General features: G+C 56.6%; 19 protein-coding genes. 8 read left to right on the top strand and 11 right to left on the bottom strand.

Annotation, left to right across the window (positions count from 1 at the left end; translation table 11 throughout):
• The first annotated feature begins 41 nt into the window (after nt 1-41).
• The gene (locus tag ACQE3D_RS09090; protein ID WP_071159582.1) at nt 42-512 is read left to right on the top strand and encodes a type IV pilin protein; all 471 of its coding nucleotides are present in this window, start codon (nt 42-44) and stop codon (nt 510-512) included.
• 6 nt (nt 513-518) lie between these two features.
• Here ACQE3D_RS09090 and queA read toward each other — a convergent pair whose 3' ends face one another.
• The 8 genes from queA to ACQE3D_RS09050 form a co-directional block, all read right to left on the bottom strand.
• A complete protein-coding gene (gene queA, locus ACQE3D_RS09085; protein ID WP_313728236.1) occupies nt 519-1,538 on the bottom strand; it encodes a tRNA preQ1(34) S-adenosylmethionine ribosyltransferase-isomerase QueA in 1,020 nt (339 codons plus the stop codon).
• Between the two features lie 135 nt (nt 1,539-1,673).
• Complete coding sequence (locus tag ACQE3D_RS09080) at nt 1,674-1,913, bottom strand: succinate dehydrogenase assembly factor 2 (RefSeq protein ID WP_071159586.1); 240 nt, start codon at nt 1,911-1,913, stop codon at nt 1,674-1,676.
• On the bottom strand, nt 1,914-2,693 hold the full coding sequence (locus tag ACQE3D_RS09075) for a succinate dehydrogenase iron-sulfur subunit (RefSeq protein ID WP_313728237.1): 780 nt from the start codon (nt 2,691-2,693) through the stop codon (nt 1,914-1,916).
• The gene (sdhA, locus tag ACQE3D_RS09070; RefSeq protein WP_313728238.1) at nt 2,693-4,477 is read right to left on the bottom strand and encodes a succinate dehydrogenase flavoprotein subunit; all 1,785 of its coding nucleotides are present in this window, start codon (nt 4,475-4,477) and stop codon (nt 2,693-2,695) included. Before sdhA ends, ACQE3D_RS09075 begins: the two co-directional genes overlap by 1 nt.
• A 3-nt stretch (nt 4,478-4,480) precedes the next feature.
• Nucleotides 4,481-4,858 (bottom strand): succinate dehydrogenase, hydrophobic membrane anchor protein, encoded by a 378-nt coding sequence (sdhD, locus tag ACQE3D_RS09065; RefSeq protein ID WP_313728239.1) that lies wholly within the window; start codon nt 4,856-4,858, stop codon nt 4,481-4,483.
• Nucleotides 4,859-4,873: 15 nt separating this feature from the next.
• Nucleotides 4,874-5,290, bottom strand: coding sequence for a succinate dehydrogenase, cytochrome b556 subunit (gene sdhC / locus ACQE3D_RS09060; protein ID WP_313728240.1), 417 nt, complete (start codon nt 5,288-5,290; stop codon nt 4,874-4,876).
• Nucleotides 5,275-5,448, bottom strand: coding sequence for a DUF1674 domain-containing protein (locus ACQE3D_RS09055; protein WP_168031451.1), 174 nt, complete (start codon nt 5,446-5,448; stop codon nt 5,275-5,277). The genes sdhC and ACQE3D_RS09055 overlap by 16 nt, the downstream gene beginning before the upstream one ends.
• Nucleotides 5,432-6,766 (bottom strand): citrate synthase, encoded by a 1,335-nt coding sequence (locus ACQE3D_RS09050; RefSeq protein WP_064026633.1) that lies wholly within the window; start codon nt 6,764-6,766, stop codon nt 5,432-5,434. Before ACQE3D_RS09050 ends, ACQE3D_RS09055 begins: the two co-directional genes overlap by 17 nt.
• 354 nt (nt 6,767-7,120) lie before the next feature.
• On the opposite strand from ACQE3D_RS09050, the gene ppdK reads away from it, so the two are divergent.
• Nucleotides 7,121-9,862, top strand: coding sequence for a pyruvate, phosphate dikinase (gene ppdK / locus ACQE3D_RS09045; protein ID WP_313728241.1), 2,742 nt, complete (start codon nt 7,121-7,123; stop codon nt 9,860-9,862).
• A 33-nt stretch (nt 9,863-9,895) separates the two neighbouring features.
• On the opposite strand, the gene ACQE3D_RS09040 is transcribed toward ppdK, so the two are convergent.
• On the bottom strand, nt 9,896-11,104 hold the full coding sequence (locus tag ACQE3D_RS09040; RefSeq protein WP_313728242.1) for a GGDEF domain-containing protein: 1,209 nt from the start codon (nt 11,102-11,104) through the stop codon (nt 9,896-9,898).
• 194 nt (nt 11,105-11,298) lie between these two features.
• Here ACQE3D_RS09040 and ACQE3D_RS09035 point away from each other — a divergent pair, with 194 nt between their 5' ends.
• The 6 genes from ACQE3D_RS09035 to ACQE3D_RS09010 all read left to right on the top strand — a co-directional run bounded on the left by ACQE3D_RS09035 (nt 11,299) and on the right by ACQE3D_RS09010 (nt 16,913).
• A complete protein-coding gene (locus tag ACQE3D_RS09035) occupies nt 11,299-11,787 on the top strand; it encodes a transcriptional repressor (protein ID WP_064026639.1) in 489 nt (162 codons plus the stop codon).
• Nucleotides 11,788-12,014: 227 nt separating this feature from the next.
• Nucleotides 12,015-13,970, top strand: coding sequence for a BRCT domain-containing protein (locus tag ACQE3D_RS09030; RefSeq protein ID WP_313728243.1), 1,956 nt, complete (start codon nt 12,015-12,017; stop codon nt 13,968-13,970).
• The gene (gene thiD, locus ACQE3D_RS09025; RefSeq protein ID WP_313728244.1) at nt 13,967-14,746 is read left to right on the top strand and encodes a bifunctional hydroxymethylpyrimidine kinase/phosphomethylpyrimidine kinase; all 780 of its coding nucleotides are present in this window, start codon (nt 13,967-13,969) and stop codon (nt 14,744-14,746) included. The genes ACQE3D_RS09030 and thiD overlap by 4 nt, the downstream gene beginning before the upstream one ends.
• Nucleotides 14,743-15,378: a thiamine phosphate synthase gene (gene thiE, locus ACQE3D_RS09020; protein ID WP_313729450.1), complete on the top strand. Its 636-nt coding sequence runs from the start codon at nt 14,743-14,745 to the stop codon at nt 15,376-15,378. Before thiD ends, thiE begins: the two co-directional genes overlap by 4 nt.
• Nucleotides 15,371-15,577, top strand: a complete 207-nt coding sequence (locus tag ACQE3D_RS09015; protein WP_064028551.1) for a dodecin — start codon at nt 15,371-15,373, stop codon at nt 15,575-15,577. Before thiE ends, ACQE3D_RS09015 begins: the two co-directional genes overlap by 8 nt.
• 97 nt (nt 15,578-15,674) lie before the next feature.
• Nucleotides 15,675-16,913: a right-handed parallel beta-helix repeat-containing protein gene (locus ACQE3D_RS09010; protein WP_313728245.1), complete on the top strand. Its 1,239-nt coding sequence runs from the start codon at nt 15,675-15,677 to the stop codon at nt 16,911-16,913.
• Nucleotides 16,914-16,915: 2 nt separating this feature from the next.
• Here the strand turns inward: ACQE3D_RS09010 and uvrB are convergent, their stop codons facing one another.
• Complete coding sequence (gene uvrB / locus ACQE3D_RS09005; protein ID WP_313728246.1) at nt 16,916-19,009, bottom strand: excinuclease ABC subunit UvrB; 2,094 nt, start codon at nt 19,007-19,009, stop codon at nt 16,916-16,918.
• Nucleotides 19,010-19,026: 17 nt separating this feature from the next.
• Nucleotides 19,027-20,274 (bottom strand): ABC transporter substrate-binding protein, encoded by a 1,248-nt coding sequence (locus ACQE3D_RS09000; protein ID WP_313728247.1) that lies wholly within the window; start codon nt 20,272-20,274, stop codon nt 19,027-19,029.
• Between the last annotated feature and the right edge of the window lie 21 nt (nt 20,275-20,295).

Genomic DNA, 20,295 nt, shown 5'->3' with positions numbered 1-20,295 from the left:
AGCCGCCGTTTTCATCGGACCATTCACCCAGCGAACTACTTATGAACAGACAACAAGCCTTCACCCTGATCGAACTGATGATTGCCGTCGCTATCGTCGGCATTTTGGCGGCTATCGCCATCCCCGCCTACCAGGATAGCGTCATGAAGTCGCATCGAGCCGATGCCAAGGGTGCCCTATTGGGCTTGGCCAGTGCGCTGGAAAAACACTTCACGACCAATAATAGTTACTGCGACGCCGGCGGCAGCGGCGGCGCCGATGCCTGCGGCAGTAGCGCGGTTAACGATACGGGCTCGCCGTCGCCTACCGTGTTCGCTTCGCAAAGTCCGGCGACAGGCACTGCGTATTATCTTCTGACACTCTCGGCCGCTACCGCCACTACTTACACGATACAAGCGGCACCGACAGGCACGCAAGCCGGCGATAAATGCGGGACGTTGATTCTTGATAATCTGAACCAGAAAACCGTATCTGGCGCCACACTGGATGCGGCAACTTGTTGGAATCGCTGATAGGACTCAGGCAAGCCACATCGCATCGCCGTAACTAAAGAAACGATAACGTTGCGTGATCGCATGGCGATAAGCCGCCATTACGTTTTCGTATCCGGCGAAGGCGGAGACCAGCATCAGTAAGGTCGATTCCGGTAAATGAAAGTTGGTTAACATGGCATCGACCGATTTGAAACGGTAACCCGGCGTAATGAACAAATCGGTCTCGCCGACTCCCGCTTGTAGTTCACCGCTGATGCTCGCGGACTCCAAGGCGCGTACGGCCGTTGTACCGATTGCGACGACCCGCCCACCGCGCGCGCGCGTGTACCGTACCGCCGCCACGCATTCCTTGGTGACCTCGAAAAACTCTTTATGCATCGTATGTTCGCTGAGATTTTCCACCCGCACCGGCCGGAAGGTCCCGCTGCCGACATGTAACGTAACAAAGGTGCGTTGAACTCCCTTTTCGGCTAACCTGAGCAAAACTGCTTCGTCGAAATGCAGACCGGCGGTGGGCGCCGCGACGGCACCGGCGCGGCAGGCAAACACCGTTTGGTACCGATCCAAATCGCTTGCGTCGTCGGCCCTATGAATATACGGCGGTAACGGCATATGGCCAATGTCGGCCAACACCTGCAGAACGGTATTTTCGGCTTCCAATCGCAAGCGAAACAAGTCACCCTCGCGATCCACGACTCTGAAGAAAACTCCGTTTTTCAGCAACAACAGTGCGCCGGATTTTGGCGATTTACTCGCTTTGACGTGCGCCAATACCTGCCGTTCGTTTTCGATGCGCTCGATCAAGATCTCGACACGGCCGCCGGTTTCTTTTTCAGCAAACAAGCGAGCTGGTATGACCTTGGTATCGTTGAACACCAACAAATCGTCCGGTGTCAGCCGGTCGACGATATTCAGGAATCGAGCATCGCCCAACTCCCCAGTTAACCTATTCAGGCACAACATCCGGCTGGCACAGCGCTCCGGTAAAGGTTGCTGGGCGATTAAATCGTCGGGCAAGTGGTAGAAAAAGTCGCTTTTTTTCATTCGCAATAATCAATGAACGCCGAAGGCTCGCGTAGGAGCGATCGAACTCGGAAAAGATCAAATGTGGGATTTTACACGGGCATCCGGTCTCTCGACCGGCATCGAACGGCGACCTGGTCGCCAAGTACCGCGAAGCTAGTTGGGCAGGGCGCGGATTTCGGCAATAATGGCCCGTAGTTCAGGATCTTCCGCCTGCGTGTCGCTAGTGAATAGACGCAGCAACAAACTATCTTCACAGGCTAAAAGCCGCCAAAAGGCCTGGCGTCGCTCCGAAGGTGCCGAAGAATAAGCAATATCCAAGTAGCGAGTCAGCAGCAAATCCAGTTCCAGCGTACCGCGCCGACACCGCCAACGCAGTTTATCGATTTCGCCCATCTAACGTTCGCGCACTACCAACAGCTTTTTAATTTCGGCAATCGCTTGCGCGGGATTCAAGCCTTTCGGGCAGGTATCCGTGCAATTCATGATGGTGTGGCACCGGTACACCTTAAACGCGTCGTCGAGTTGCGCCAAGCGCTCGGCGTCACTGTCATCGCGGCTGTCCGCCAGCCAACGATAGGCTTGAAGCAGTATCGCGGGCCCGAGGTAGCGATCGCTGTTCCACCAATAGCTCGGGCAACTGGTCGAACAACACGCGCACAATACACACTCGTAAAGGCCGTCGAGCTTAGCCCGTTCGTCTCGGCTTTGCAGCCGTTCGTGATCTACCGGCGCTTCCGCGCTGTTCGTCAACCACGGATTGATCGACGCATATTGCTCGAAGAAGTGGGTCATGTCGGCCACTAAATCCTTGACCACGGCCATGTGCGGCAGAGGAAAAATCTTGATCGTGCCCGAATATTCCGCAATCGCCTTGGTACAGGCTAGCGTATTTCGGCCGTTGATATTCATCGCGCAAGAACCGCAGACCCCTTCCCGACAAGAGCGGCGAAATGCCAGTGTCGAGTCGACTTCGTTCTTGATTTTCAAGATGGCATCCAGCACCATCGGTCCGCAATGGTCCATGTCGATTTCATAACGATCGATACGCGGATTATCCCCGCTGTCCGGGTCCCAGCGATAAATTTCGAACACCCGGACATGCGTCGCGCCCGGCGCGGAAAAGTGTTTGCCAGGCATCGGCTGGGAATTTTTTGGCAGCGCAAACTCGACCATTAATAGACCCTCTCTTTCGGCGCGACGACTTCGACTTCGTCGGTTAGCGTGTACAGATGCACCGGCCGATAATCGATTTTGACCCGGTTGTTCTCTCGCCAAGTCAACGTGTGTTTCAACCAGTTTTCATCGTCCCGTCGCGGATAGTCTTCCCGCGCATGACCGCCGCGACTTTCGTGGCGGTTCCCCGCGGCGTTCATCGTCACCTGAGCTTGTCCTAATAAATTGTCGAGCTCCAGGGTTTCGACCAGATCGGTATTCCAGATCAATGAACGATCGGCAAGCTTGACATCCGCAAACGACTCGGAAATATCCGCCATTGCCGCGATGCCTTCATCAAGCGTGGACTGGGTGCGAAACACCGCCGCCTTGGATTGCATCGTGGTTTGCATGTCCATGCGGATTTCCGCTGTCGTCCGGCTACCATTACCATGGCGAATTCGATCGAATCGGGTCAGGGCCGTCTCGCAAGCCTCTTTCGCCAGCGGCTTCAGCGGCATTCCCGGTTTGATCAGTTCTGTGCAGCGGATGGCCGCCGCCCGGCCGAATACCACCAAATCCAGCAGCGAGTTGGAGCCCAGGCGATTGGCGCCGTGCACCGATACGCAAGCGGTCTCGCCGATAGCCATCAAACCGGGAACAACGTAATCCGGGTCGCCATCCTTCAATGTCACGACTTCGGCTCGATAATTGGTCGGAATGCCGCCCATGTTGTAATGTACCGTCGGTAACACCGGAATCGGCTGCTTGGTCACATCCACTCCGGCAAATATCCGGGAAAGCTCGGCGATGCCGGGCAAACGCTCGTGGACGACGGCCGGATCGAGGTGCTCCAGATGAAGATGAACGTGGTCTTTTTTCGGTCCTATCCCGCGACCGGCATTGATTTCTACGGTGATCGCCCGGCTGACCACATCGCGCGAGGCCAAATCGTGTGCGTGCGGCGCGTAACGCGGCATGAAGCGTTCGCCTTCCGAGTTGGTCAAATAACCGCCCTCGCCGCGCGCGCCTTCTGTAATCAAGCAACCGGCGCCGTATATGCCGGTCGGGTGAAACTGAACGAACTCCATATCCTGTAGCGGCAATCCGGCTCTTAGCACCATGCCGTTGCCGTCGCCAGTCACAGTGTGCGCGGAGGTACACGAAAAGTAAGCCCGACCGTAGCCGCCGGTGGCCAGTACTGTTTGATGACCGCGAAACAGATGAATCGTACCGTCGTCCAGACACCAAGCCAATACGCCGCGACATTCGCCGTGTTCCATAATCAAATCCAGCGCAATGTATTCGACGAAGAATTCCGCCTTGTGCTTCAATGCTTGCTGATACAAGGTATGCAAGATGGCGTGGCCGGTGACATCTGCGGCCGCGCAAGTGCGTTGCGCTTGGCCCTTGCCATAATTGACCGACATGCCGCCGAACGCCCGTTGGTAAATCTTGCCGTCGGCGGTCCGGGAAAACGGTACGCCGTAACGTTCCAATTCGATGACCGCCGGTATCGCTTCCCGGCACATGTACTCGATCGCATCTTGATCGCCTAACCAATCCGAGCCCTTCACGGTATCGTACATGTGGAAGCGCCAATCATCCTCGCCCATATTGCCGAGCGCGGCACTAATACCGCCCTGCGCGGCCACGGTATGGCTGCGCGTCGGAAACACTTTCGTGATGCATGCCGTCTTCAAGCCTTTTTCGACCATGCCGAATGTCGCCCGCAAACCGGCTCCGCCGGCGCCCACCACGACCACGTCGTGTTGATGCTCGATAATTTCGTAAGCCGCAGCCATTAATCAGTTTCCCGTCCAAATCATGGCCATCGCAGCCAAAGCCAACAATCCCAAAATCCCGAATACCGCATGGACCGCGCCGATCGCGGTTCGGCGCAGCTTCGGATTCGACACGTAATCTTCCAACACCACCTGTATGCCCAGCGCGGCATGGTATACCGTCAGCAGCACCCAGAGCGACACTGCCAACCCATTGAGCGGTTGTAACAACCAAGCTTTGGTTTCGGCGTGCGATGCGTACGGTAACTTGTCGAACCAGAGCAATAACCAAACCGTCAAAGGTATCAGCAACAGCGCGGTCAGGCGTTGATGCAACCAGTGGCGAACCGGATGCCCTTTTGCCGCCGAGCCGGCGACACCGTTCCTTAGAGACTGATCCATGCGGTACTCGTCAAATTAAGAAATAAAAGTGATTAAAAACAGCAAGACAGCGACACCTAGTTCGATAACCGCATAACGCGTCAAAGCTGCTTTCTCAAAGGTTTTTCCTACATCCCATATCAAATGCCGAATTCCGTGGCACAGGTGAAAATATAGCGCGAAAATAATACCCCAATAAGCCAACCGCGATGGCGGCCAAGCCAAGCACGCTTGAAAACTGGCGAATTGTTCAGGTCCGGCCGCAATCGCAAATAAGGCTATGACCGCGAACAGCAACGCACCCGACAACAACACGCCAGTAATTCGATGCGTGATCGAAATCAAACCTGTAATAGGCAAACGGTAAACTTGCAAATGCGGCGACAAGGGCCGGTTATGAACTGCCATGATTGACCTCGTTAAGCTTGGCGTATCGGTTAAAAATCCACGCAACGGCCCTTGCGTTCCCAATCGCCATAGCGAGTCGGCTCCGGGCCTTTAGGACCGCCGATTTCCCGTCGTTCGCCTTGTTTCTCGGGCGGCGTAAGTATTTCGATGACCCGCTCAGTCGAATTACGTCGCGGGGACTCCGGCTTATCCGTTGCAGACATGGGTATCACCTGATCGTTGGCCTTTGGGCAGGAAATCGCGACGGGCGGGGCCTATGTAGAGCTGTCGTGGTCGACCAATCGGTGGCGCCGGCTCTTCCATCATCTCCAGCCAATGGGCAACCCAGCCGGCCGTCCTAGCAATTGCAAACATCACGGTAAACATATCGACCGGGATGTTCAAGGCTTTATAAATAATGCCCGAATAGAAATCCACATTGGGATAAAGCTTTTTCTCGATAAAATAATCGTCGTTCAATGCCTGCTCTTCTAGGGCCAAGGCCAAATCGAACAGCGGATCGGATTTTTGGGTACGCGCCAGTACGTCGTGACAGGTCTTGCGAATAATCGTCGCGCGCGGGTCGAAATTCTTATAGACCCGATGCCCGAACCCCATTAAACGGAAGGGATCGTCATGATCCTTGGCCTTGGCGATGAATTTTGGAACGTTATCAGCGCTGCCGATTTGTGCCAACATAGTGAGTACCGCTTCGTTCGCGCCACCGTGAGCCGGTCCCCAGAGCGCCGCGATACCGGCCGCGATGCACGCATACGGGTTGGCGCCGGTGCTGCCGGCCAGTCGTACCGTCGAGGTACTGGCGTTCTGCTCGTGGTCGGCATGCAAGATAAACAGTAAATTCAGGGCCTTGACCAAATACGGATCGATGTAATGGTCTTGGTCGATGTAGTTTTGTGAGGAACGCGAAAACATCATGTTCAAAAAGTTCTCGCAGTAGCTCAGGTCGATACGAGGATAAACAAAGGGACGTCCCACCGAGTGGCGATACGACGCCGCGGCAATTGTCGGCATTTTGCCGATTAATCTAGCCGCGCAAACCTTGCGGTGCGTCGAATCCTTGATATTCAACTCGCTGTGGTAAAACGCCGACAACGATCCCACCACGCCGACCAACATCGACATCGGATGCGCGTCATAATGAAAACCGTCGAAAAATTTGCGGAGAGACTCGTGGATTATGGCTCTATCGCTGATCTCTTCGTTAAAATCGCGAAGCTCGGTCTGATTCGGTAATTCACCGTTCATCAGTAGATAAGCGACTTCGGTGAATTCGCAGTGTTCGGCCAACTGCTCTATCGGATAGCCGCGATATAACAAAATACCGTTTTCGCCGTCGATATAGGTGATTTTGCTCTTGCAACTGGACGTCGCGATAAACCCGGGATCGTAGGTAAAACAGCCCAAGTCTCGCGGTAATGCGCGAATATCGACCGAATCCGCACCCATCGTCCCCCGCAACAATGGATACTCCACTTCCCTTCCGGTGCCGGTATGTCTGACCAGCAAAGTGTCGTTTGCCATGGTTTCCTCAGTTTTCGATCGCGAAAGTTGACGGATTGGTTCGGATTATCACACAGGCAAGCGAATCGTCCAAACCTTTGCGACATGAGCAAGGATAATGAATGTAGCCGGCGACAAGCTCGCACATTCGACGATTGTCAGGACAGACGCGCCGGCTCCCGATTCGAAATCGAAGAATGAAATTCGATCGGATTGGCGATTATGTCGCGAGCCGGATCCAGTCGCTTGTAAAAGCCTACAAAACCCGGTAAAAACCGCTATCCTAACGCTAGCCAAGCACAGCCACGGCCACGGCCATGTCAACCGCGGCCGTTTAGCGAAAATCCCAACCTCTTGCCTTCCGGACAGGACACCATGAATCCGCTATATAGTTATTCATTCAATTCAGGCGACGGTAAAAACAAAGCACTGCTGGGCGGTAAAGGCGCCAACCTTTGCGAAATGACCCAATTAGGCCTCAACGTGCCGCCAGGATTCGTCATTACCACCCAAACCTGCCTGCTCTACCTTGAAAACAAGTTATTGCCGACCGGTTTGTTGGACGAAGTCCACCAACAAATCGCCGACATCGAACGGGCAACCGGCAAAACCTTCGGCGGCGCCAGCGAACCCCTGCTGGTTTCGGTACGCTCCGGCTCGGCGATTTCGATGCCGGGTATGATGGACACTATCCTGAACCTTGGTTTGAACAAGCAAACGTTGACCGGCTTGATCGAAATGACCGACGATCCGCGCTTCGCTTACGACGCCTACCGCCGCTTCATTCAATTGTTCGGTAAAGTTGCGCTGGGGATTGAGGACGAAAAATTCGACTCGCATTTCAACGAAGTCAAGCGCGCAGCCGGTATCAAGGCCGATGTAGCACTGAATAGCGAACAACTGCAGGAAATCAGCAACCGTTTTCTGAAAGTTGTCCACGAGGAGACCGGCAAACCGTTTCCGGAAGACGTTTACGAACAACTGGAAATTGCGATTAAAGCGGTCTTCAACTCGTGGCTCGGCAAGCGCGCCGTCGACTATCGTAGGGAATTTCACATCACGCCAGACGTCGCCAACGGAACCGCGGTCAACATTGTAACCATGGTCTTCGGCAACATGGGCGACGACTGCGCGACCGGCGTCGGTTTTACGCGAAATCCCGGTACCGGCGCCAATGAAATGTACGGCGAATATCTGGTCAACGCACAGGGCGAAGACGTGGTTGCCGGTATCCGCACGCCCAAGCCGGTGCAGGAAATGGCGCAGGAAATGCCGGAACAATATCGGCAGCTGGTAGAACTGCGCAACAAGCTGGAAGCCCACTATCATGAAGTCCAGGATTACGAATACACGATAGAGCGCGGCGTACTGTATTGCTTGCAAACCCGCAACGGCAAAATGAACGCGGCGGCGATGGTGAAAAGTTCGATCGACATGGTCAAGGAAGGCTTGATCGACAAGGAACGCGCCCTGCTTCGCATCAATCCCGAACTTTTGGAACAACTGCTGCTGCCGCAACTAGCGCGAAACCATCACAATCAGCCGATCGCCCAAGGTCTGCCAGCCTCGCCAGGTGCCGCCTGCGGCAAATGCGTGTTCGATGCCGACACGGCTGTGCGGTTGGGCAAGACCGGCGAAGAACTGATTCTGGTTAGAGAGGAAACCAAGCCGGAAGACATTCATGGCTTTTTCGCCGCTCAAGGGGTCCTCACCAGTCGCGGCGGCAAAACCTCGCACGCGGCGGTGGTCGCCAGAGGCATGGGCAAGGCTTGCGTGGCCGGCGCCGAGGACATCAAGGTCGATGTCCGGTCTCGCATCGCGATGGTCGGAGACATCTTAATCAAGGAAGGCGACTTGATCACGATAGACGGGAGCAATGGCAACATCTATCTCGGTCGAATCCCGACCATTCCGCCTTCATTCTCCGAGGAATTGAAAACCTTATTAAGCTGGGCCGATAGCATTGCCAAATTACGGGTACATGCCAACGTAGACACCCCGGAAACCGCGCGTCTGGCCGCCAGTTACGGCGCCAAGGGCGTCGGTCTATGCCGTACCGAACGCATGTTCAACGCCGCCGATCGCCTGCCGCTGGTCGTCGATATGATTCTGGCCCAAAATACCGAGGAAAGGGAGGCGGCACTCGCTAAGTTGTTTCCCATTCAGCGCGACGACTTCCAGCAACTGTTCGAAGCCATGTCGCCGCACCCGGTCACGGTTCGCCTACTCGATCCGCCTATGCACGAATTTCTGCCCAACGAGCATCAACTGCTGGACGAAATTGACGCCTTGAAACATTACCTGACGATTATCAAGGGCCAACGCGTCACGCTGGAAACCTTGGCCAAACCGCATGAATTACCCGCACCGTTCAACCGCCTCAACGAAGAAGTGGTGATTGACGCGTTGGCCAAAAAGCAGATGATGCTGAACAAAGTACTGGAGCTTTACGAAGTTAACCCCATGCTCGGCCACCGTGGCGTTAGGTTGGGCATGAGTTATCCGGAAATTTATCGGATGCAAATTCGCTCCATTCTGGAAGCCGCCGCGCGTTGCGTCAAACAAAAGACTCCGGTGGAGCCGGAAATCATGGTCCCGCAGGTCATTACCGCTCAGGAACTGATCAAGGTCAGACAGTATGTCGACGAAATTCAAGCGGAGGTGGAAAGTCAATACAAACTCAAGCTCAACTTCAAATTCGGCACGATGATCGAAACGGTCCGGGCCTGCACCCGAGCCGACAGACTGGCCACGACGGCGGCTTTCTTTTCGTTCGGCACCAACGACCTGACCCAAGCCACATTCTCGTTTTCGCGGGAAGACGCCGAGAACAAATTTCTGCCCTTGTACGAAGAATCCGGGTTACTGCAAGACAATCCGTTCGAAACGTTGGATGTGGAAGGGGTCGGCCGATTGATGAAAATGGCCGTGGAATTGGGCCGCAAACAACGGCCGGATTTGAAGATCGGCATCTGCGGCGAACATGGCGGACATCCGCGTTCGATCCGCTTTTGCCATAACATCGGCTTGAACTACGTCTCTTGCTCGGCACCGCGGATACCGATCGCTCGCTTAGCGGCCGCCCACGCCAAATTGTTGGAAGAGGCCACCGGTTAACAAGCGCTCGATCGGCTCGAGCCCGCCGATCCGTTAGCGTCCGACGCGATTACGTCCCGAGGCCTTGGCATTGTACAAGGCCTGATCGGCGGCGTGCAACAACTGCTCGAACTCCTGATGTTCGCGAGGTACTATCGTCGAAACACCCAAGCTAATCGTCACGAACTCCGATATCTTTGAATTGGGGTGAGGCAAACGCATGTTTTCGATGGCCTTTCTCAGAATTTCCGCCAATGCCAGAATTTGATTGGCGTCGCAGGCGGCCACAACGCAAAACTCCTCGCCACCGTAACGGGCGATCAAATCGCCGGGCCGGCGAAAAAAACGCTTCAAGGTCCGCGCGACTTGGCGTAAACATTGATCGCCTTCGGGATGCCCAAGGCTGTCGTTGTAGGCTTTGAAGTAATCGATATCGATCATGATCATCGAAATCGGATATTGATGCCGCATCGCCCGTTTCCATTCCCGCTTGACGAAGGCATCGTAATATCGGCGGTTGGGCAATAGTGTTAACGAATCCAAATAGGCCAATTGCAAACGGCTTTTCGCTTTGTCCAAGCGTTTACTGAGTCGAACTTGCGCGAGGTAGGACAATAGCAGCACGATAACGCCAACGCTGGCGATAATCCCATGCGTGACGCCTAATTGGCGTAGACGCTCGCTGATAAACGCATCGATACTCGCTACCGGGATACTGACGCTGATCGCGCCGCCGCCATCATCGTCCAGGCCTGCGCAAGTCAAACAATTTTCAGCCGTCGGCAGCGGCGCGATATACCGATAGTAAGGCTGATTATCCAGTACCGCGATTCCCCTGACGCTGGTCTCGCCGTTTCTAAAGGCCAGCAATGCGCGCAATTCCCAATCGTCGGCCTTGTTATCCGCCGACGAGGGCCGGATGCTGGCGACATGAAAACGAATCACGGTCTTGCTCTTGGCGGCATCCGCCAATTCACGGGCCATTTGGGTGGGGCCTATCCAGGCCAGCCGGCGGCCGTCCTTGGTTTCCACGAACGGCGAGGCGGTACTGTCCACCCGAATTTGGCCGTCGTCAACGGCGTACACCCCGCCATGAGAACTGTTCCATTGCCGAATCAACACAATGTGATCGAAAAACATGGCCGCCTGGCGGATAGCGATGTCCTCGGCATAACGCTTCGTATCCTTAAGCTGCTGGTAGTAGCTGAGGCTGATCAGCATCATCCACAAGACTGCATAAACCAGGAACGTGATCCTTCTCATTAATTGATTGCCTCGAAATTACTACCTGTGTAATCGTGAAAGTTCTTCGGGTGCCTGCCAAACAACCATACTATGGAGACATGGCGAATGCCAGCAAAAGCTGCCGTGATTCGGCCGAATTGAATTAGGCGAATGATGCTGGCACTATAACGGAATACTCGTAGCAAATGAATGAAACCTTTCACCCTTTACCGATGACCGACTTCGATCCAGATCATGCGCCGGAACCTGAGCACGACCACAATCTGTGCATTCGCAATGCCATCAGTGTAGCCGAACAACTTTGCTTGTCACGCGGCGTGCAACTGACGCCCATACGCCACAAAGTCCTGGAACTGATCTGGAACAGCCACAAAGCCGTCAAAGCGTACGACCTGCTCGACCAACTTCGACCGGTCAACGACGCCGCCAAGCCGTCTACCGTCTACCGAGCTTTGGATTTTCTGTTGGAACAAGGATTGATCCATCGGGTGGAAAGCCTTAACGCATTCGTTGGCTGCCACCGTTCCGGCACCCAGCACGATCAGTTGCTATTGATCTGCACCGCGTGTCACACCGTCGAAGAACGCGGCGCGCCGAGCGTGATCCAGTCGTTGAGCGAGGAATTGCAAACCGCCGGGTTTTCTCCCCAACGCAAGACTATCGAGATTCATGGACTGTGTCGCAGTTGTCGCCCGCAATGAGTCACGTTTTGGTAAAACCCAGCAAACATTGACCCAGATCAACGTCAATCTTCGGAAAATCGATACGATACAACCCATGTCACACGCTTTCCTACCGTTGACATGATCCTCTTGAAAGATAGATGCCTGGGCGGGAGCCTCAAAACTCCCGCCCTTTTTTATGCGCCGATCCTGCATCGAGCGCTTATCTTTTATAATCCCGGCTTGACTCCAATCCGACCGGTACCATGTTTTCCGATAGTCACCGCCAAATTCTCGATCAAGCCAACTTAAACTTTAGCGCCGACCAATTGGCCCGCGTTACTGAGCTACTCGCCAACCAAGCATTGATCAATGCCGCCGGCGACGAAGATTTAATCGCCGCGCTTGAGGTCGCCAACGCCCTCTACCGCGCGGGCGCCCCCATCGTCAGCGACGCCGACTACGATTTCGTGTATCTAAACGAGTTAAAGCGACGCCAACCCGAGCATCCCCTGCTTCACGAAGTCGAGCCTGAACCGGCATTCGCCGGCAAGACCGTCGATTTGCCGGTGGTGATGCTGTCCACCGACAAGGCTTACAGCCGCGAAGACATCGAACGCTGGGCGGCACGGATAGAGAAAGCCGCCGCCGATATCGGCGAGGACTTTCGCGCGCTGACCTTCAAGGTGACGCCCAAATTGGACGGCTACGCCGCCTACGACGACGGACAATTGCTGTATACACGGGGTGACGGCCGCAAGGGTCAGGACATCACCCGGGTGTTCGAGCGCGGCTTGCAAGTTGCCGGGCAAGGCGCGCGCGGCCTGGGTGCCGGCGAAATCGTCGTCGGCCGCCGCTATTTCGACGAGAATCTGGCCGAACACTTCGATAACCCCCGGAACTTTCAAGCCAGCGTCATCAAGGAAAAAGAACTTGAGGAACATGCTTTAAAAGCCATCGCCGACCACGCAGCGGTGTTTTTTCCGTTTGCCTTGCTGCCTCATTGGTCCGGTCCGTGGAGCGAACTGATCGCCGATTTCGAAGCTATCGTTCAGGACATCTGGCATAAAGTCGATTACGACGTCGACGGCGTGATTCTGGAAATCACCGACGAGCCACTCAAGCAATACCTCGGCGCGACCCGCCATCATCACCGCTGGCAGATCGCCTACAAGGAAAACTTGGCGACAGCCAACGTCAAAGTCGTGAGCGTAACGCCGCAAACCTCGCGTTCCGGGCGTATCACGCCGGTTGCCGAGCTGGAACCAACCCGCCTGAGCGGCGCCCTGCTCTCCCGCGCCACCGCCCACCACTACAAAATGGTGGTCGATAAAGGCATAGGTCCCGGCGCTTTGATTCGCTTGGCCCGCTCCGGCGAAGTCATCCCCAAAATTGAAGAAGTCCTGGAACCCGCCGAACCCGAAGTGCCGGCACACTGCCCCAGTTGCGGGCACGAGCTGATTTGGGATAACGATTATCTGATCTGCCCCAACAATTTGGCTTGCCCGGCCCAAATCAGCAACAGCATGGAACATTTTTTCCGGGTGCTGAAAAACAATGACGGCTTCGGCGCCGCGACGATCAAAAAGCTTTACGAGTACGGCATCCGCCGCGTTGACGAAATCTATACGCTGAGCGCCGAACAATTCGAAAGCATGAGCTTCGGCCCCAAACAATCGCAAAATCTGGTCGAGCAACTGTCGCGCAGCCGTAGCGAAGCAGTCGAGGATTGGCGTTTTCTAGCCGCATTCGGCGTGTTTCGAATGGGTTTGGGCAATTGCGAGCGGCTGTTGGCTCACTACCCGCTCGACCAGATTTTCGGGCTGACCGAAGCCGACATCGTCGCCATCGAGGGTTTCGCCGAAAAAACCGCGGCAGTGATCAGCGAAGGCTTCGCCAACATCAAGGACTTGTACGAAAAGCTGACCGGGCTTGGCTTCAACCTCCAAGCCAGCCAACGCAAAGGCGATTCGCCGGCGCATCCGCTATCCGGCAAGACCCTGGTCTTCACCGGCACCCTGCACAGCGGCAGCCGCGACGATCTCGCCAAGCAAGCCAAGGCCAAGGGCGCCAAGGTCGGCAGCTCTGTGTCCGCCAAGACCGACTACCTGGTGGCCGGCGATAACGTCGGCGCCAACAAAACCGCCGCCGCCCGCGACAAAGGTGTGACCGTCATCGACGAAGCGGAATTTCTGCAACTATTAAACGGAGACGTGGAATGACCCGCCCCATCGTGTTGTGCTTTTCCGGCCACGATCCCAGCGGCGGCGCCGGCGTACAAGCCGACATCGAAACCATCGTCAGTCACCGCTGCCACGCCGCCAGCATCATCACCGCGTTGACCGAACAGGACAGCCGCAACGTCAAAAAAGTCTTGCCGCAACGACCGCAAGACGTCGTCAATCAGGCGCAAACCCTGCTGGAAGATTTCCAGGTCGCCGCGATCAAGATCGGCCTGCTGGGTTCGGCCGAAATCGCCGTTGCGGTCGCCGACGTGATCCGCCAAGCCGGCAAAGTGCCGGTCGTACTCGATCCGGTGCTGGCCGCCGGCGGCGGCACCGATTTGGCCGGCACGGAACTGATCGCCGCCATCGTCGAACACCTATTGCCATTATCGACGTTGACAACGCCCAACAGCATCGAAGCCCGCCGTTTGACCGGTCTCGACGATTTGGCGGCCTGCGGCGCCAGACTGCGACAATTCGGCGCCGAACACGTCCTGATCACCGGCACCCACGAGGATTCCGCGTTGGTCCACAACCGTTTGTTCGGCCCGGAAAGTCTGGACGAAACCTTCAACTGGGAGCGCCTGCCGTATCACTACCACGGCTCCGGCTGCACGTTGGCTAGCGCCGTAGCCGCGTTATTGGCACAAGGCTTGGACCTGTTCAGCGCCGTCAACGAGGCCCAGGAATTCACTTGGCAAAGCCTACAAGCCGCTTACCGCCCCGGCCAAGGGCAACACAACCCGGAGCGCTGGTTTTGGCTGGATTCCTGAAGTTTCCCCCGCGCGGCCTGTACGCGATAACCCAGACCGAAGGCAAAGCCATCGCCCAAGTCCTGGCCGAAGTCGAAGCGGCCCTGCAAGGCGGCGCGGCCGTCGTGCAATACCGCGAGAAGCAGCCGCTGGACGCCGCCCGGCTGGCGCGCGAACTGCTCGTCGTCTGCCATGCCTATCAAGTTCCGCTGCTAATCAACGACAGCGTCGAGCTGGCGGCCGAAATCGGTGCCGACGGCGTGCATCTGGGCCGCGACGACGGCGACATCGCCGCCGCCAGAACCGCGCTCTGCAGCCACGCGATCATCGGCGTGTCCTGCTACAACGACGTGGACCGCGCGACGCGCGCGGAAAGAGCCGGCGCCGATTACGTCGCCTTCGGCCGCTTTTTCGCGTCCGGCTCCAAGCCGTTGGCGGCGCCGGCCGACATTGCCACGCTGTCGCTAGCCAAACAGACGCTGAATGTGCCCATCGTCGCGATCGGCGGCATCCTACCGGATAATGCTGGACAGTTGTTGGCGGCCGGCGCAGACTTGCTCGCGGTGATCGGCGGCCTGTTCGACGCCGAGCCTTTGCCCGCCGCCCGTCGTTTTCAAGCATTGTTTCAAGCCAACGGAGAACGCCATGCCTGACCATGTTTATCAAAAAATTGAATTGACCGGTTCGTCAGCCGTCAGTATCGAAGCCGCCATCGAAAACGCCGTCGCCAAAGCCGGCGAAACCATCAAGACCTTACGCTGGTTTGAAGTCGTCGAAACCCGCGGCCACATCGACAACGGCAAGGTGGCGCACTGGCAGGTCACCATCAAAGTCGGATATACCCTACCCTAACCTCGCATTTACAATGCCGTTGCCTGCTTGCCGATCGGATTCCGATGCGCCGTTTCATTCCAATTGAACGCCACTCACTTGGTGCTGCTGGTTATTGATGATCGGAATTGACGCCAAAGCTCTCGCTTATTGTCGCTGGGGACTGGTATTGCTGCTGTATGCGGGTTCGGGCGATTGCGCCACTTGGCAGGTCGGACCATCCCAAGAACTGAAACTACCCAGTCAGGCTGCGATAGTGGCCGGGAATGACGACATCGTCGAAATCGACGCGGGTCTGTATCCTAACGATGTCGCGACTTGGCCGCAGCACCGCTTGATTCTGCGGGGAGTCGGCGGCCGCGCGCATCTCGAGGCGATGGGTAACAACGCCGAAGGCAAGGCCACCTGGGTTATCAAGGGTGACGACGTCACGATAGAGAGCATCGAATTTTCCGGCGCCAGAGCCAAGGCCTTGAACGGTGCCGGCATACGTTTCGAAGGCACCAACTTAACGATACGCGATAGTCATTTTCACGACAATCAAATGGGCATCCTGACCGGCGCCAACCCCAGCAGCGAAATTACTATCGAAGGCTCCGAATTCAACGACAATACGGTCGATTATCGCTTGCTCGGCAAACTCGGTCACAACATCTATATTGGCGGCATCAAGCGTTTTACCCTTAATCACTGTTATGTGCATGACGCCAATACCGGCCATAACGTTAAGTCGCGAGCCCGCGAAAACTACCTACTTTATAACCGAATAGGCGATGAAACCCGCGCCTCGAGCTATCTGGTGGATTTCCCGGACGGTGGCGAGGCCTATTTGATCGGCAACCAATTCCGGCAAAGCGCCGCGTCGGAGAACCGCGCCATGTTGTCGTTTGCCGCCGAACACAATCAGACCTTGCCCCATCAAACGCTGATTTTGATCAACAACACGCTGGTCAACGATAAACCGGACGGTACGTTTCTGAACAACCACAGCATCGTCCGCCCTATTTTGATCAACAATTTACTGGTCGGTGCAAGTTTGATCGGCTTGGAATCGAGCGACCGACAGCATAATATCGTGGCGAACAGCGAAGGTTTTCGAAACCGAGGCGCGTTCGATTACCGGCTATCGGCCGGAGCGAGCGCTATCGATCAAGGCATCGATCCCGGCGTCGCCGCCAACGGCTTTCTGTTATCGCCCGCCTATCAATACCGGCACCCCGCGCGCATCGAAAAACGGCTCGGCTCGGGCGCCCTGGATGTGGGCGCTTACGAGTTTGCACCTTCCGATCAGCTGTCGCCCCCTGACCATACACATCCTCACGCGCGCGAACAACGCTCTCCAGTACCATCACGCTAAAATCAAATCGTCATCTCCGCCTGCAGCAAGCGCAGTTGATCGCGGATGCGCGCGGCTTCCTCGAACTCCAGGTTTTTGGCGTGCTGGAACATTTTTTCTTCCAGTTGCTTTAAGGTCTTGGCGGCCTGCTTGGGCGTCAGCGATTTATACTCGCCGGCCGGTTCGGCGGCCTTGGCGCGGGCATGGCTGATCGAACCGCCGGCGCCGGGGATCGAGAGTTCCAGAATGTCGGTCACCGATTTGAACACGGTGCGCGGCTGGATGCCGTGTTCGGCATTGAACGCCGTCTGTTTGTCGCGGCGGCGCTCGGTTTCGTCGATGGCTTGCTGCATCGAGCGAGTGATTTTGTCGCCGTACAGTATCACCTTGCCGTTGGCGTTGCGGGCGGCGCGGCCTATGGTCTGAACCAGCGAAGTCAGCGACCTTAAAAAGCCTTCCTTGTCGGCATCCAGAATCGCCACCAGCGACACTTCCGGAATATCCAGACCTTCGCGCAACAGATTGATGCCGACCAGCACGTCGAACACGCCCAAGCGCAAGTCGCGGATAATTTCCACCCGCTCGACGGTCTCGATATCCGAGTGCAGATAGCGCACCTTGATGCCGTGTTCCAGCAGGTAGTCGGTCAAATCCTCGGACATGCGCTTGGTCAGCGTGGTGACCAACACTCGCTCCCGAACGGCAATGCGTAGATTGATCTCGGACAACAGATCGTCGACTTGAGTCGTGGCCGGTCTGACTTCGACCTGAGGATCGACCAGACCGGTCGGCCTGACCACCTGCTCGACCACCGCGCCGGAATGCTCTTTCTCGTAACCGCCCGGCGTGGCCGACACGTAGATGCGCTGGCCGCAGATACGATCGAACTCGTCGAACATCAGCGGCCGGTTGTCCAGCGCCGACGGCAGCCGAAAGCCGTATTCGACTAGGGTTTCCTTGCGCGAGCGGTCGCCTTTGTACATCGCGCCGATCTGCGGCACCGTGACGTGGCTTTCGTCGATGATGACCAACGCATCGTTCGGTAAATAGTCGAACATGGTCGGTGGCGATTCGCCGGAATTGCGATCCGACAGATGGCGAGAGTAGTTCTCGATACCGGAGCAATAGCCCACTTCCAGTATCATCTCGATGTCGAACAGGGTACGTTGCTCCAGACGTTGCGCTTCGACCAGTTTATGGTTGTCGCGCAATTGCTCCAACCGTTCGGCCAGCTCTATCTTGATTTTCTCGACCGCGCTGAGCAATTGGTCGCGCGGCGTCACGTAGTGGTTTTTCGGGTAAATCGTATAGCGCGTCACCCGTTGCACGACTTCGCCGGTCAGCGGATCGAACATCGACATCCGCTCCACCTCGTCATCGAACAATTCGATGCGCAACGCGTGTTCCTCGGACTCGGCCGGAAACACGTCGATCACTTCGCCGCGCACCCGGTAGGTACCGCGACGCAGTTCGGTGTCGTTGCGGGTGTATTGCATTTCAGTGAGCCGGCGCAGCACGTCGCGCTGTTTGACCATGTCGCCGCGCACCAGATGCAGCACCATTTTGAAATAGGACTCCGGCTCGCCCAAACCGTAGATCGCCGATACCGTGGCGACGACCACGGTATCGCGGCGCTCCAAAAGCGCCTTGGTGGCCGACAAGCGCATTTGCTCGATATGATCGTTCAGCGAGGCGTCCTTGTCGATGAAGGTATCCGACGACGGAATATAGGCTTCCGGCTGGTAATAGTCGTAATAGGATACGAAGTACTCGACGCTGTTCTCCGGAAAAAACTCCTTCATCTCGCCGTACAATTGGGCGGCCAAGGTCTTGTTCGGCGCCAGGATCATCGCCGGCCGTTGGGTGCGTTGGATCACGTTGGCTATCGTGAAGGTCTTGCCGGAGCCGGTTACGCCCAACAGGGTCTGATGCAGTTCGCCGTCGTTCAGGCCCTCGACCAGTTGGGCGATCGCGGTGGTTTGATCGCCGGCCGGCTGGTAGTTGCTGCGGATTTTGAACGGCTTATGGCCGCCGGCCAGTTCGGCGACCTGATCCAGACCTTCCGGTCCGCCGCTGATCGCCACCTGACTGTATTCCATGCGCCGTTTACTAGTCATTGCCTTACTCCCGCATGCTATTGAAAATGACAGCCGGTTTCGGGCTGATCGTAACCCAGCGTATCCAGTTCGGTCTTGGGATGCAAAAAACCTTCGATCGGCGCCACCGACACCAGCGCGCGCGCCGCCGCCAGCAATATCGGCTGACGCAATTGGCCGTCCCAAGTTCGGAACGACAGCGGCATGCCTTTGTAGCCCTGCAACGCAAATTTATCGGACAGCATGTAGTCGCGGATCGGCGCTACCTGATTGGATTTGCTGCGCACCGCCGCCTCGCCAATCGCCCGCACCGCCAGATAGGCACCGTAGTCGGCCTCTTCCATCCAGCGGCCGGTATTGTCCTTGAAGCGGTTCTGCAACTGCACCGCGCCCCATTGTTCGTGCGTCCGGTGCCAGGACGTGGCTACTAAACCCTGGGTACCGATCACCGGACGCGGCAGCCAGGTGCGGTAATCTAAATATTCGCCGAACAGGCCCTGTTCATCGGCCACCACCAGCACGTCGTAATCTTCAATCTGGGTGAACACCGGCACGTCCGATTGCGCGGTACGGCGCGCATCGAAATCGTTGCTCCATGCCTTTTCGGCCACCAGCTTCAGGCCGAAACGTTTGGCCGCGCGTTTGATCGCCGCCGCGAAGGCTTGGTCGGCCGGTTCGCGGCCGGTCACCAAAAACCATTTTTGCCAGCGTTTTTTCAGCATGTATTGGGCCAGCGCGTCGGCGCGCATCGCCCGGCTCGGCAAAAGGTGCAACAAATTGCGCCGACACTGGCCGGCTCGCAGTTCGTCGTCGCTGCTGCTGGCGTCGAACAGCAACTTGCCTTGCGCGGCCGGCGAATCCGCCAATTTAAGCTGGGTCTCGGCGGGCAGATTCAGCACCACCAGGCTGCTATCGCCGGCTAGATGGCTGAAGGCCTGCAAAGCGTCGCCACCCACCGGCACGATCACTTTTTGCAGGTCGTATTGCTGGCCGGTGAATTGACCGGTGGTATTGTTATCGGCTACAGCCAACTCGGCGCCGACCAGGCCCTTGTTTTGGATGAAGGGGTCGAGATTGGACAAGGCCGGCGGCGCCTCGACCTCCTGACTGAAATAGACGATCTTGACGATTTGCTTGGCCGGCGCGGCGGCTGGTGTTGGCTTGGATTCCTGTTTGGCCGGCGGCGCTTTCGTTGCTTTGGAGACCGACTTCGCGGTCACGATGGCCGGTACTGTGAGCAAGGCGGCAATCAATCCCCAACGACTCCAGCGATAGAATGGCTTCATGTCCTTCCAATTGTTTTCGTA

It is taken from the genome of Methylomonas sp. MS20, assembly GCF_050275925.1.
Lineage (GTDB): Bacteria > Pseudomonadota > Gammaproteobacteria > Methylococcales > Methylomonadaceae > Methylomonas > Methylomonas koyamae_A.
This window is presented reverse-complemented; position numbering and strand designations above follow the sequence as displayed.